Consider the following 13,355-nt stretch of genomic DNA (forward strand, 5'->3'; position numbering starts at 1 on the left):
GGGCGAACGACTCGGACATCGCCTCGCGGCCGGAGAGTTTCCAGAAGAGCAGCCCCTCGACCGGGAGCTGAACGGTAATTCGGTTGAGCATAATCTGTATTCCGTAATGGTTTATGCTGAAAACGTGTTTGAACGTAAAGCTAATTTTGACTAAGTGGTTTTGGATATGCGCTTATGCGTCAGAAACGTTAAAGAAAGTTATCCTCAGGTGCACTGTGAAATAGCTCCCCTGCCATGCTGACGAGACGTTCGTGTTGGACCAGTTTATCTTTCCACTCCTGCGGAATACCGGAATAGCCATATAACGCACCGGCCAGTTGACCTGCCGTTGCCGCAACGCTGTCGGCATCATCCGCCAGATTGGCGGCAAGAAGGATCGCATCACGGAAATTATCCGTATGCCATACCGCCCACATTGCGGCCTCAAGCGTATCGATAACATAACCGCTGGAGCGAATCTGGTGACGGGCCTTATGCTTGTACTCACCAGCGTTGACGATCATAACCCTTGCACACAAAGGAAACCGATGAGGCTCGAACGACGCCTCTTTTGGATAACCGCTCATTAAATAATGGAGAATAAGCCCCAGAAACTGGCATGCATTAATGGATTCAACCGCGCCGTGAGTTGCCCGGCTCTGCGCCTGAGATTCAAAATAGATTGCGCGGAGCGATTTTCTGCGAAAGATCGAGACGGGCGCCTGACGAACAATAGCGGCATTCCCAGCGGTATGCTTCTCGGTGTTACCGTACCAGGATGGGCCGATACGCCTGTACTGTTCCAGCGCAAAACGGGTGGTATTACCAATGTCAAAACAACGGCCGTTGCTGCTGTTTGAACCTGTGAGATACCACTTCAGAAGCCATTGCCGCATAACATCGGTATGCATTCTTTTTTCTGAAAGGTAGGTCTGTGCCACACAGATTGCCATTGAAGTATCATCAGTCCATTCCCCAGGTTTTAACTGGAAAGGCCCGCCGCCGAGCATATCATTTATGTGTTCGCTATCTCGGCGCTTAAATTCCAGCGTCGCCCCGACGGCATCACCAACCGCCAGCCCTACGAATGCCCCCAGTGCTTTATCAAGCGAAACACCCTCCGTTGTGACGAGGGGTAATGTTTTATCCCATATCTCAGACGCTGTCGCTTCAGCCGTATCCATCTGCTGTATGGTCTTGCGGATATTTGCCGGCATCAGATTACGGTAGCGATCGGCATAATGGTTAACCACAGCATCGTCACTGTGAAGATCGAGCATTACGCGTCCTTCCGTATTGATGTCTCCACAGAGAGTAGATCTTAAGAAACTCTGAAAATATAAACAAAACACTATACAGCCAGACGTTCGAGGCGCCCGCGATATTCAACAACAACGGGAAAAGGGTCACCGAGTACCGGAAGGAGATCAGACGAAAAACTTCCTGGCAGAGCGCCAGTCTGCTCGCGAAAGGCTTCCCGGTCAGAAAGCACCATGCCGAGGCAAAGAGCGACAACAGCAACAGGAAATCGAGAATAAAGAAAAGCAGCAGAACGCCGGATCCACCACCAGAAAGCCAGTTTCCTGTCGCACTGAAAGAGGATATATCGGATACAAAGGGGACTCTGTCATGGCGCACGGACTGCGCACAGTAGACCGCAACAGCCAGCGCATCCATCGTTCCCCAGAAAATGAATACCTGCTTTTTAACACTCATCATTGCTCAAGGAAGTGCACTGTTTAACAACATCACTGACTCACCGGTGCAGGAGGCCATTTACCGCCATGCCGAATAAGCGCGTCTTTGATTTCAGTCAGCTTTTGATATTCGTCACTACCCTCTTTCGCCCGGTTCAGATAACGCTGCAGCTGGTTGGCCATTGTCCAGCCATTATCCGCCTTGATCTCAGCGTTTGCGCCACGCTCCAGCAAAAGCAGGACATGGTCGTAAGAGTGAAAGTCCAGCGCGGCGATCAGCAACGTATTACCCAGTGAGTTGGTAATATTGATGTCCGCTCCACCGTCAAGCATCGCCTGCAGCGTATCGGTGTTTTTTGCTTCGAGGGTCTCGAAGATAATCGGTTCCCCAAACGTTTTATCCTTCGCATCCGGCGATAATCCGCCCTCCAGCATCGCCTTTATCCAGACCCCACTGTCCGCTTTCAGCACATATTCAGCCGGACTGCTCTCTCCTTTAGGCCTTGGCTGGAGCGGGTCTGCCCCCGATTTAACCAGCGCGGTAATAATTTTTAGCTGTTCCGGTGTTTTTTTATCGTTAATTGAGTTCATCACCGCCCAAAACAACAGCGTCATGTCTTCTTTGCCGGGCTTATTAAGGTCTGTTTGCGAAGCTAATTTAATAACCTCATTCATCTCACCGGCTTCAATTGCACGCGCGACTGTGAGCTGCTGACCACTGAAGTAATTGTCTGGTTTTAAATCCATATTTTGCTTGCACCCCTGAACCATAAACATTAAACAAAGCGCTATCCAGCCAGTAATCAATGATTTCACGCGCGACTCCCGATAATTGCGATGTCTTCATCTTTCTGTTGCTCAATACAGTTAATCGCCTGATCGATGCCATGGCGATCGAGAGCGCCTCCCGTTCCCCCCGGAAGGTCGTGTGCAATTCCGGCAGCGTTAGGCATGACGGCAGAAAGCTCTTCTTTGGCTATCAGCGCCGGCACGTGTCCTTTAACCGTTTTGAAATCTTCCCAAAGGTTAACTTCCTGAATTTTTGTCAGCAGTTCACCTTCAACCCGGTAAGCCTGAATATTTTCCGTACTGCCCAACAAACTTCCGCCGTACTTCTCTACGGTACCTGAATTTAGACCGGCCGCATTGAAGGTCCATCCCGGCATACCGCTGGCCATCGCGGTAGCAGACGCTAATCCGCCCCCTAAAGAGTGGCCAGCAATGTCCACTTGTTGACCGGATTTAGAGAGTTGTTCACCAAGACCCACTGCTCTTTTATAATAATCTGACGCCATTCCGAGCCCTTGCGCACCGTTATTTTTCCAGTCAGCCATGTTCTTCATGGGGAAAAATTCGGGTTGCCGTGACCCTCTGAAAACCAACGTTGGGTTCATATCACGACCAAACACCTCTGGGTCGGGTTGATATACGCGGGCCAGAAAATCAGGAGAGGCTGTATTGTCGAAAAGTGATTTGCTGTTCAGCCCAAGCTTCTTCAGCGCCGCTGCGTCATTACTGATATCCGTCCACCCCTCCGGCACGCCCGGCGTTGTTTCCAGCGGGTTTACGGTCTTATAAACATTTTCCGCAAGCTTCGCTTTCTCCACGGCAATATTATTCGCCGCTAACCGTTTAGCCGCGATCTGCGCATCCGGGTAGAGACTGTTGCTGCCCTTCGCAATCAGGTCCTTTCGGGCCTGCCAGCGTTCGGCTTTGGTCATATTCTGCAACTGAGAGGCATAGGTTTTACCGTCTTTGCCCGGCGTCGGCTGGTCAGGCACCTGCGCCGCTTTGGATTTCACCACCTGCGTCGGCAGCTCCGTTGGCGCAGGGCGGGAACCATAGGTGCGCACCATCGTTTCATAACGATCGACAATAGTGCTTACCGGGTACCAGCCCAGCCCGGTGAGCGAGGCGGCCTGCAGCCGCCCCTGTGCATTGATATAAAAGATTTCCGTTACCGACGACCAGCTGCGAAAACTCTCGTCAATCGCAACGATTCTGCCCATATCGAGATCCTGCACAATCAGCTTGCGCGTATCGCGCCCGGACTGATAGGGATTCGCACCGGTAATGGTTCGCAGCAAATCGTAGCGCGTGAACAGCGAGCGCAGCGAATTGTCGGGCACCGACATAATCCACTGCCCGGCAACGGACGGGCGGATAATTTTCGCAAAAAGCGCTGGCGAGACGTTCTCGCTGAAAAGATAGACAAACTTAATGTTATACATTCGCTCCGTCCTGTTCCCTGTCCCTGCCTGACTTACGGATTCACCAGCCAGGTGCCCGGCTTGGTGATATCCAGCGTCTGGCTACGCATTCTCCCGTTGCCCTGCAGTTCAATCTTCACTTCGCCGGCTGGCAGCTTGAGCGACGCGTAGCCGTTATTCGCCGGACGCAGCGCTTTTGGTTCGCCGTTCACTTTCAGCGTTTCGCCGTCGAGAATACGGATGTAGACCAACGCCACCGGGCTGGCCTCGACAGGCGGTGGCGTCGGCTGCGCCGTTGCTGGCGCAGTGGCCTGCTCGTTCACCGTCGCCGTTTCTGGCTTCACGTCTGGCGCGTTCGCGGCTGTTTCCGTCGCACGCGTCTCTGCCGGTGCCTGCGCAGCCTGCTCAGGTGCGTCATGACTACCACCGCTGAACAGCATCGCGCCGGCAACGACGCCCACCAGCACGCCCGCGGCAACCATGCCCGGGATCTTGTAGCGACGCCAGTCGAGTGCCGAAGCCGGTTTTTCATCTTCTACCGGGACCAGCATCGTGCCGGGTTTTTTCGCCGTCAGCACGTCGTTAATGCCAGCAACCGGCATCTCAATCAGCGCGGCGAACTCGTCAATAGACTGAGGACGGTCCTCCATGTGCAGCGCCAGCGCGCGGTCGATAGCCTGCAGCAGCGGAATGGAATAGCCCTGCGGCATCAGCTCGACCAGCGGTTTACAGGTGTCCTGAATGGAACGCACCACGCTGACCGGCGGCGGCGATCCCACAATCAGGGTACGCAGCACGGCACCGAGGGCGTATATGTCCGTCCACGGGCCCTGCTCGCTTTCATTATCGTCGGTGTACTGCTCAATCGGCGCAAAGCCCGGACGCAGCATGGTTTCCGTTTCGTCGGAGAGGTTACCAATCGTGCGGCGCGCGGAGCCGAAATCGAGCAGCACCGGCAGGCCGTTATCCTGGATCTGGATGTTATCCAGAGAGATATCGCGGTGCAGATAGCCTTCGTCGTGGATGGTCTTGATCGCGCCAAACAGCATCGGCAGCGTGCGGCGGATCCAGGCTTCGTTAATCAGCTCCGGCTTTTGTTCACGCAGGCGCGAAAGCGTGGTACCGCTGTAAAACAGCGTCCCCATGTAGGCCGTGTCGTTTTGCACCCAGAAACGCAGGACGTGCAGCAGGTTCGGGTGGTTAAAGCGCGCCAGCAGACGCGCCTCCTGAATAAAGCTGTTCAGGCCGGCGGAAAAGGCTTTGCCAAAGCGCTCGCTGCGCAGCACCAGGGTCATGTCGTCGCCGCGCACGGCGAGCGAGGAAGGCATAAATTCTTTGATAGCGATAGTGCGTTCGAGCTGGTGATCCCACGCGCGATAAACGATGCCAAAACCGCCGCCGCCGATCACCTCTTTGATTTCAAACTCGTTGAAGCGGTACCCGACCGGGAGCGCGTTTGGGACAGTCCGATTGTTATCATTATCCGTCATCTTTTACAGTTCTCTTGATGATTATTACGCGGCAAACTGACAGTGAAACTCGCCCTGCTCGCAGGTAACGTGCAGACGTCGGTACTGCTCGTCGCTGCGGCTGGCGGTAAGTAATATCTGGCTCATCTGAGGCAGCAAGGTGTTGGTCAGAATAGCGTCCACCATGCGGCCGCCGGACTCCACCTCGGTGCAGCGCTGAACAATTTGTTCCACCACGCTGTCGTCAAACTCAGAAATAATGTTGTGATTCTCTTCCAGACGGCGCTGGATGCGCTTGAGCTGCAGGCGAACAATCTGCCCCAGCATCTCGTCGCTGAGCGGGTAGTACGGCACCACCAGCAAACGGCCCAGCAGCGCGGGCGGGAACACCTCCAGCAGCGGCTGGCGCAGCGCGCCGCTCAGGGCATCCGGCTCCGGCATCAGCTCCGGATCGGCGCACATGGCGCTAATCAGGTCGGTGCCCACGTTCGACGTCAGAATAATAATGGTGTTGCGGAAATCAATATGGCGCCCCTCGCCGTCCTCCATCCAGCCTTTATCAAAGACCTGGAAGAAGATCTCGTGGACGTCCGGGTGCGCTTTTTCAATTTCGTCCAGCAGCACTACGCTGTACGGGCGGCGGCGAACGGCCTCGGTTAATACCCCGCCTTCACCATACCCTACGTACCCCGGAGGTGCACCTTTTAAGGTGGAAACGGTATGTGCTTCCTGGAACTCACTCATATTGATGGTGATAACGTTCTGCTCGCCGCCGTACAGCGATTCCGCGAGCGCCAGCGCGGTTTCCGTTTTACCAACGCCGGACGGGCCGCACAGCATAAAGACGCCCACCGGTTTGTTCGGATCGTCCAGCTTCGCCCGCGAGGTTTTGACGCGGCGGGCAATCAGGTCCAGACCGTGACGCTGGCCAATGACCCGCTGGTTCAGCGTGTCGGCAAGGTTCAGCACCGCGTCGATCTCGTTTTTCACCATCCGCCCCAGCGGGATGCCGGTCCAGTCAGAGACCACCGCAGCGACAACGTTTTCATCCACCGCGGCAAACAGCAGCGGTTCATCGCCCTGTAAGGCGTTCAGCGCCTGCTGCTGCTCCGCCAGCTGGCTGCGCAGCTCGGCAGTATCGTCATCACCCGCCGCAAACAGCGCGGCACGCAGGCGGATGATCTCCTGTACCAGGCTGCGTTCTTCTTCCCAGCGCTGAGCAAGGGTTTCGCGTTTTGTTTCATACGCGTCGCGTTCTGCGCGTAATGCCGTTACGCGCCCGGCGTCACCGGCCCCCACGCGCGCTTCGCGTTCGGCTATCTCGATTTCCACGTCCAGCGCGGCGAGATGGCGCAGGCAGTCTTCCAGCTGCGCCGGCGGTGCGCTCTGGCTGACCGCGACGCGGGCACAGGCGGTGTCGAGCAGGGCCACGGCTTTATCCGGCAGCTGACGCGCCGGAATATAGCGATGCGACAGCTTCACCGCCGCGCTGACCGCTTCGTCGAGCAGCAGAACCTGGTGGTGCGTCTCCAGCGGGGATACGGTGCTGCGCAGCATCAGAACGGCTTTCGCTTCGTCCGGCTCGTGAACCTGTACGGTCTGGAAACGACGGGTCAGCGCCGGATCTTTCTCAATGTATTTTTTGTATTCCGCCCAGGTGGTAGCTCCAATGGTGCGCAGCTGTCCGCGCGCCAGGGCAGGCTTCAGCAGGTTGGCGGCATCGCCGGTGCCCTGCTGGCCGCCTGCGCCAATCAGGGTGTGGATCTCATCGATAAACAGAATAATCGGCGTGGCGCTGGACTGTACTTCATTGATCAACGCCTGCAGTCGGGCCTCGAACTCGCCTTTCATGCCTGCGCCTGCCTGCAGCATGCCGATATCCAGCAGCCACAGCTGAATATTTTGCAGCGGCTCCGGTACGTCGCCCTCGGCGATACGCAGCGCCAGCCCTTCCACCACCGCCGTTTTCCCGACCCCGGCTTCCCCGGTCAGCAGCGGGTTGTTCTGGCGGCGACGCATCAGAATATCGACCATCTGGCGGATCTCTTCATCGCGCCCGACAACCGGGTCAATCTTGCCGTCACGTGCGCGAGCGGTCAGATCCTGGCCGTACTGGGCCAGCGTCCCCTGCGCAGCCGGGACCGCACCCGCCGGGGCGTCAACCGCGGCAGCGGCCTGCTGCGTCTCTTTGCTGTTGGCACAAATGGCATCGAACTGCTCGATCAGCACCTCGACGTTAAGACGGGTGAACTGCGCCGAGATGCTTTTCAGCACGTTAGCCAGGTTCCAGGTTTTGAACAGGCCGATCAGCAGGTGGCCGCCGCGAATACGGCTAACGCCAAACTTCAGCGAGCCATAAACCCAGGCGCGCTCCACGGCGCTGTCGATATGTTCGGAGAGATCGGAAACGGAACTCGCCCCGCGCGGCAGGGCGTCCAGCGCGGCTACGATATCGCGCGTCAGCTGCTGTTCGTCGAGGGCAAAGTGGCGGATGACCTGCTGCAGATCGCCATCCTGCTGCTGCATCAGCTGATGCAGCCAGTGCACCAGCTCCACGTAAGGGTTGCCGCGCAGCTTGCAAAACGCAGTCGCACTTTCCAGAGAGGTAAATAACAGCGCATCCAGTTTGCCGAAAAGCACGGCACGGCTAATTTCTGACATGTTAGTTTCCATTAACAATGATTCGGTATACGGAAGGATTACCGCTCTGCGCGATACACCAGATCGCCACGCGGGACAGGCTGGGGTTGGTGGCCCAGCCAGGTGCTATAGCCTAATCGCCCGTCGCCGCCGAGCGTGGAGCCCTGCACCGCGTCTTCGCGCAGGATCACCCGTGTTTCCCACTCAAATTCCACCCCGGCATACTGGCGCACCCAGTCGCGCAGTTCGGTGACCCACGCTTCGCCCGGCAGGAAGCGGTTGTACTCCTCCGCGCTGAGCGGGCCAATCTCGATGCGAAACTTATGCTGCACGTCGCGCACCGCAACGCCCAGAAAGGCGGATTCACCCATGCGCGGCATGCGGCGTCCTGCTCCCAGCTGCGCCTGCTCACGCGCGGAGAGCGGCATCCACTGCGGCACGTTGCTTACCAGTCTGACCGGGGCCTTAAAATAGTCGCGAAGGATCTTTTCCAGCCCCTCCGGATCCCGCCCGTTACGCGTCAGGTGTCCGGCGTGGGTAAAGCGGGCATGGGCGCTCAGGCTGCCTTTGCTCATCTGACCCGGCTGCCCCATCCCAATCAGCGACGCCAGATATCCCTCAAAGCGCCTGTTGTCGGCGCGGTCAAGGGAGACGGCGGGCTGCGCATCCGCCCAGGCGCGGTAGAACAGCAGCGTCAGGCGATGGTGGAACAGGTCGGCAAACGCGCTCAGGCTGGTGTCCTGATGATGATGAATACGCTCGCGGGCGTATTCGGTCATATGGACCGGCAGCGGGCCGTTAGGGCCAAACAGGCCGAAGCTGAGGATAGACACCTCGTGCAGCCCGCTCTCTTCCCGCTGTCGTACCTGTGCCAGCGTGGAAGGCGCAAAGCTCATCGACGGCTGCTGGCCGATGCGTAACGGCTCAAATTTCGGCAGCGGCGCGCGTCCCAGCGGATAGCGCTCTCCGCCCTGGGCATCAATGCGCCTTAACAGCTGGAACAGGTCATAGCGCCACGGCGTTTCGCGCACGCCGCGCCAGAAACTGTCCGGCAGCGGCGTGAGGCGGTGAACGCGCAGCGGTGCGGCAGCAACGTCACTCATAGCAGCGCCCTTTTACCCATTCGCGGTGCCCAGTAGCCGATTTCACCGCGCTGCTGACTTTTCAGGGTGAATTCCGTGAAGCTGTTAATCGAGACCAGCCGGGCAAACAGGCGCTCCAGCACGCTGCCGAAAAGCCAGGGACTGGCACCGGAAAACGCTCGCTCATCTACCGTCAGGGTAATGCCAATCCCGCGGGCGAAAACGACCGGGCCGGGTTCAGGCACGCGGCGGTGAACCGGCTCCAGCACGCAGTGGCGAACGCCTTCCACCTGGCGCGCAACCGGTGTTTCTGCCAGGTTAGCGTACAGCCCTAACAGCTGACGCAGCGCGGCCGCGCCGTCTTCATTTTCGCTGTCCATCAGGCTGAGGTAGTTCATCTGCAGTTGGCTGATAAGCCGCCAGGTGCTGAACCCTTCGGCCAGCGCCGGACGTGGCGGCGTCGGGCCTTTACGCAGCGTCAGAGATTTCACCGGCATGGAGTCAGCCATAATGAACTGTCCGAGCTCCTGCTGCAGCATCAGCGGCAGGTCACGGCTGGTGCAGAGTACCTCGGCAGAGATATAGCGCAGGTTTTCCTGCCACGGCGCATGCTGTTCATCCACCAGCGAGACAAACACCTCCGAACCGATATAGCCGGTACGGGTGCCGTAACGCAGGGCATGCTCAGAGAGCACGCGCTGTTCCCGGCGCAGCGAAAAATAGGCCCCGTAGTTGCCCGCGTCGCCGCTCCAGGTGCTCCAGAAAGGACGAAACGTCTGGTCGTCACGCTGCCCGTCGGCGCTGCCGAAGATTTTATTCACGGCGTAAATTTCATAATCCAGCGGCCGGATGTTATCGACCACCAGATGGTATTCATGCTGGCCTTCGTTCAGCTTCTGCCGGGCCGCCACCTTCGGGAAGAGGTTGATCACCGGGGTGCAGTGCAGCGCCAGATGGCTGGCGTCGACCACGCGCTCCAGCTGTTCATCCGATTTATCCAGCAGGATGAAAATATCAAAGGCTTTTTCGTTTTCACAACGCTGAATCAGCTTGCTCAGACCGCTCAGGCTGATAAAGCGGAAACGAGCCGGGAAAGCAAAGTACTCCTGCAGCAGACGGTAGCCGTCAAAGTTGCGCAGATCGTCCGGGAGCAGCGCCTGGTCCGGCTCAAAGCCCTCCTGGCGCAGCGCGTCCGACGCCAATAGCTGCCGCTGCGGATGTTTGCTGACCGTCTGACAGACGATCCCGGCATGGTGCTCCATCACCAGCTCCAGCAGCTTCAGCGCTTCGATATCCGGGCCGCTAAGGAAAAACTCGAGCCGGTCAAAATCCAGGTGTCCGAGGTTTTGCGGACCGTCGCAGGCGATGCGGATCCGTAAGGCGCTGTTGATACCCCGCTGGCTCAGGCCCAGCTGCGCCAGCGGCAGGTCTGCGGGGACACCGCCCAGCTCAACCTTGTCGATTTTCACCGGCAGCAGATTGACCTCCTGCGCCGTCGTATAGCTGCAGGTAACACCCGTTTTTTTCAGCGCCAGGCTGTCCATCATGGTGCCGCGCGGCACGATAAAGCCTTTGCTCAGGTCGCCCCGGCTGCTGTCGGGCTCAATTTGGGCAATCGCCATCGAGGGCGTGGGCGCGAGGTAGTTCGGCGCAATCATCTCCAGCAGACGCTGGGAGAAGCGCGGAAACTCCGCATCCATTTTCATCTGCACGCGGGAGGTCAGGAAGGCGAAGCCCTCCATCAGGCGTTCAGTGTACGGGTCCGCCACTTCGATGCCGCGCATGCCCAGCCGCCCGGCGACTTTAGGATAGCGCTCGGCAAACTCGGCCCCCATTTCACGCAGGTAGGCCAGCTCACGGTTGTAATATTCGAGCAGTTTACTTTCCATGATTACCCCGCATCTTTCAGTTCAAAATGGCCGTTTTCCAGATCGACATCGGTGCGAAACAGGAACTCCAGCGGGTACGGCACACACCATAAACGCCCTTTTATCTCGATGGACAGCACGTTGTGCAGATCCAGCGAGGAGGTATCCGACACGCAGCGAACCTGCAGCCCCTGCGGCAAAATGCGCGGTTCAAAATTGATGATGGCCTCGGTGAGCTTGCGCTGAATATCGTGCCATTCGATATCCGACATTCGCTTCCCGGCCAGCGGCGCGACGCCGAAGTTAACCACCGAGCGGTTCACGTGCGGCAAGGCGCTTAAATCACTTGAGGCATCATGGTTGATGGTATTAAACAGCCACTGCAAATCCCGCAGGACATTGCGGCGCAGCGCGGCGTGGGTGATCAGATTGCTGTTGGCCGACTCGCGTTTTTTTTCCGGGTCGTTATCGGTGAGACGATCCAGCAGCGAGGGCTGCATTTTATCGCGCGCCCCCACCTTCTCCTGCTTGCTGCGGGCTTGCCAGCCGCTGCGCAGCAGATCGCCTTCGCCAGCGGGATTACTCATCGGCTCCGTCCGTCGCAAACGTCACAAGGCTTAGCGACAGCAGCGGGCTTTCGCTTTGTTCGCTCAGCCAGGCTTTCTGGCCCATCCCTTCATAAAGGGTGCCGTCCTCGTCGAGCGGACGCCACTCGGTGGTGCGTGCCAGTTTGACCGCATCGGAGGCATCGGCCGCAAAAGGATAGCGCGCCGGGATCTGGCACACCTGTTCCGTACCGTCGGTGAGACGCACCAGCGCATGACGCCAGACCAGGTCGGTGACGCTGGCCGGTGCCTGGAAACGGATCTCCGCAATAGCGCTAAACGGCAGCCAGAAATAACGACCGTTAACTATGGTTTCGCACACCGGGCCGAGACGGGCATCGCCGTCCATCAGCCAGTCAAAGGCCTGGGTCTCTTCGTTTTCAAGCACGATGTGGCCTGGGTTTGCCTGAGCCTGTTCAAGTGCTTCAAGACGCAGCGCCTGCGCACGCTCGCCCTCCTCGCTCAGCGCCGTGGCAAGGGTGGTCAGCCACGGCCACTGGGTTTCAGGCATGGCAGGACGCTGCGCACCGGCCATCACCTGCGCGCGCTGCAGCTCGCCCTGAATGGACTGCTCCAGTAGCGTCACGGTGGGCTTCGCCTGAGGCTTCAGCGCCAGCCAGCTTTTCAGCTGGGTCAGGGCCCGCGTCCAGTTGCCGCTGAGGGTTAAAAACTGCACGAACGCGGCGCGAAGATCGGCATCTGCCGGACGGGCTTTGATTTCGGCTTCAAGACGCGCCAGCGCGTCGCTGAGCGACTCACCCGCCAGGTGTTGATAGAGCGTATTCATAGCCATTCCTTAATTCGCCGCGCGCCATGCGCCCACTGCCGGATCGCGCAGCTGAGGACGCAGGGTGTCAATCAGAACGATATTCAGCGGGGTGCCGGGTGCAACCCAGGCGCTCCACGTCTTTTTCACCGCGGCGATACGCGCCTGCAGTTTGGCATCGTCGCTGGCGGTTTCACGCGAAATTTCCACCGCCACCGTGCCGTTGCTCTTCCAGCTGTTCAGAGAGTTATCGTAAGGCAGGATCATCCAGCTCTGGTCGCTGTTTGGGGTGCTGAATACCATGCGCTCTTTGTTGACGGAGGTGATCAGCGCATTTTCCGGGTCGGCGCTTTGGTTCAGTCCCATCACCGGGAAGCCATGAATGTAGGTCACTGCCATCTCTTTCTGCCCGCCGTTGCGGGACTGAGAAATAACGGTGTGTCCGCTCAGCCAGCTGCCGTTACCGCAGCGGGTGGTGTCAGAATCCGGAATGAAGAGCGCCGGTGCGGAAGCGCCGCCTTCCCAGAAGGTGCGCAGGTGGCAGCCGTCCTGAAGGGTAAACTCCTGCCACGGCGTGCGGTCGGCAGCGACGGTATTGGCTGCCACGTTCTGGTCTGGCGGCAGTAACGCGCCGCTGGCTGTGGTCGCGGTCGGGGTTGCGGCTGGCTCAGCCTGCGCCTGTTTCACCACCAGCGCCCAGTCCTGCGCTTTGCCTGCTGTGCCCTGCGCCAGCGTCGTACCCGCCGGATCGTTGAGCGTCCAGCTAAGTTTATTCACTTTGCTGCACTGGTGTTCCAGCAGTGAGCCAAGACGCGGCACAAAGTTTTCCAGCACAGAGACGTCTTTCTTGCCGTTCGCCACAATACGCAGCGCCACCTCTGGCTTACACCAGCTTTGTGGGGTGTTGTCTTTGATGTTGTCGATCCAGATATCCAGCTTCTGCGCAGGAGACTGCACGATGCGGAAATTTTCAGCCTGCGCGGTGGAGGTTACCGCCAGTATTGCCAAACCCGATAGCCAAAGTTTCATATCGTTCCTT

Annotated in this window: 11 protein-coding genes; all 11 read right to left on the reverse strand. The window is 58.3% G+C overall.

Annotated features, from left to right (window positions below; genetic code table 11):
* Window positions 1–188: 188 nt before the first annotated feature.
* The 11 genes from tri1 to PYW49_RS17500 are packed head-to-tail and all read right to left on the reverse strand — an operon-like array spanning window position 189 to window position 13,345.
* Window positions 189–1,259, reverse strand: a complete 1,071-nt coding sequence (tri1, locus tag PYW49_RS17450) for an ADP-ribosylarginine hydrolase Tri1 (RefSeq protein ID WP_320387074.1) — start codon at window positions 1,257–1,259, stop codon at window positions 189–191.
* Window positions 1,240–1,698 carry a hypothetical protein gene (locus tag PYW49_RS17455; protein WP_320387075.1) on the reverse strand — a complete coding sequence of 153 codons (459 nt, stop codon included), beginning with the start codon at window positions 1,696–1,698 and terminating at the stop codon, window positions 1,240–1,242. The genes tri1 and PYW49_RS17455 overlap by 20 nt, the downstream gene beginning before the upstream one ends.
* Before the next feature lie 29 nt (window positions 1,699–1,727).
* On the reverse strand, window positions 1,728–2,453 hold the full coding sequence (locus PYW49_RS17460) for an ankyrin repeat domain-containing protein (protein ID WP_407057619.1): 726 nt from the start codon (window positions 2,451–2,453) through the stop codon (window positions 1,728–1,730).
* 35 nt (window positions 2,454–2,488) lie between these two features.
* Window positions 2,489–3,907 (reverse strand): phospholipase, encoded by a 1,419-nt coding sequence (locus PYW49_RS17465; RefSeq protein ID WP_320387077.1) that lies wholly within the window; start codon window positions 3,905–3,907, stop codon window positions 2,489–2,491.
* Between the two features lie 32 nt (window positions 3,908–3,939).
* Window positions 3,940–5,376, reverse strand: a complete 1,437-nt coding sequence (locus PYW49_RS17470; RefSeq protein WP_320387078.1) for a serine/threonine protein kinase — start codon at window positions 5,374–5,376, stop codon at window positions 3,940–3,942.
* A 24-nt stretch (window positions 5,377–5,400) separates the two neighbouring features.
* Complete coding sequence (tssH, locus tag PYW49_RS17475; protein ID WP_320387079.1) at window positions 5,401–8,016, reverse strand: type VI secretion system ATPase TssH; 2,616 nt, start codon at window positions 8,014–8,016, stop codon at window positions 5,401–5,403.
* Between the two features lie 38 nt (window positions 8,017–8,054).
* Window positions 8,055–9,098, reverse strand: coding sequence for a type VI secretion system baseplate subunit TssG (gene tssG / locus PYW49_RS17480; RefSeq protein WP_320387080.1), 1,044 nt, complete (start codon window positions 9,096–9,098; stop codon window positions 8,055–8,057).
* Complete coding sequence (gene tssF / locus PYW49_RS17485; RefSeq protein WP_134350607.1) at window positions 9,095–10,966, reverse strand: type VI secretion system baseplate subunit TssF; 1,872 nt, start codon at window positions 10,964–10,966, stop codon at window positions 9,095–9,097. The genes tssG and tssF overlap by 4 nt, the downstream gene beginning before the upstream one ends.
* Before the next feature lie 2 nt (window positions 10,967–10,968).
* Window positions 10,969–11,532 (reverse strand): type VI secretion system baseplate subunit TssE, encoded by a 564-nt coding sequence (gene tssE / locus PYW49_RS17490; RefSeq protein ID WP_320387081.1) that lies wholly within the window; start codon window positions 11,530–11,532, stop codon window positions 10,969–10,971.
* The gene (locus PYW49_RS17495; RefSeq protein WP_320387082.1) at window positions 11,525–12,337 is read right to left on the reverse strand and encodes a type VI secretion system accessory protein TagJ; all 813 of its coding nucleotides are present in this window, start codon (window positions 12,335–12,337) and stop codon (window positions 11,525–11,527) included. Before PYW49_RS17495 ends, tssE begins: the two co-directional genes overlap by 8 nt.
* Window positions 12,338–12,346: 9 nt before the next feature.
* Window positions 12,347–13,345, reverse strand: a complete 999-nt coding sequence (locus tag PYW49_RS17500) for a hypothetical protein (protein ID WP_134350610.1) — start codon at window positions 13,343–13,345, stop codon at window positions 12,347–12,349.
* Window positions 13,346–13,355: the final 10 nt, after the last annotated feature.

The sequence above is a fragment of the Enterobacter chinensis genome, assembly GCF_034008295.1.
Lineage (GTDB): Bacteria > Pseudomonadota > Gammaproteobacteria > Enterobacterales > Enterobacteriaceae > Enterobacter > Enterobacter chinensis.

What these genes read in the sequence shown, in the direction of transcription:
- tri1 (WP_320387074.1), bottom strand. Translation starts at nt 1,259, where the DNA reads ATGCTCGATCTTCACAGTGACGATGCTGTGGTTAACCATTATGCCGAT.
- PYW49_RS17455 (WP_320387075.1), bottom strand. Translation starts at nt 1,698, where the DNA reads ATGATGAGTGTTAAAAAGCAGGTATTCATTTTCTGGGGAACGATGGAT.
- PYW49_RS17460 (WP_407057619.1), bottom strand. Translation starts at nt 2,453, where the DNA reads ATGTTTATGGTTCAGGGGTGCAAGCAAAATATGGATTTAAAACCAGAC.
- PYW49_RS17465 (WP_320387077.1), bottom strand. Translation starts at nt 3,907, where the DNA reads ATGTATAACATTAAGTTTGTCTATCTTTTCAGCGAGAACGTCTCGCCA.
- PYW49_RS17470 (WP_320387078.1), bottom strand. Translation starts at nt 5,376, where the DNA reads ATGACGGATAATGATAACAATCGGACTGTCCCAAACGCGCTCCCGGTC.
- tssH (WP_320387079.1), bottom strand. Translation starts at nt 8,016, where the DNA reads ATGTCAGAAATTAGCCGTGCCGTGCTTTTCGGCAAACTGGATGCGCTG.
- tssG (WP_320387080.1), bottom strand. Translation starts at nt 9,098, where the DNA reads ATGAGTGACGTTGCTGCCGCACCGCTGCGCGTTCACCGCCTCACGCCG.
- tssF (WP_134350607.1), bottom strand. Translation starts at nt 10,966, where the DNA reads ATGGAAAGTAAACTGCTCGAATATTACAACCGTGAGCTGGCCTACCTG.
- tssE (WP_320387081.1), bottom strand. Translation starts at nt 11,532, where the DNA reads ATGAGTAATCCCGCTGGCGAAGGCGATCTGCTGCGCAGCGGCTGGCAA.
- PYW49_RS17495 (WP_320387082.1), bottom strand. Translation starts at nt 12,337, where the DNA reads ATGAATACGCTCTATCAACACCTGGCGGGTGAGTCGCTCAGCGACGCG.
- PYW49_RS17500 (WP_134350610.1), bottom strand. Translation starts at nt 13,345, where the DNA reads ATGAAACTTTGGCTATCGGGTTTGGCAATACTGGCGGTAACCTCCACC.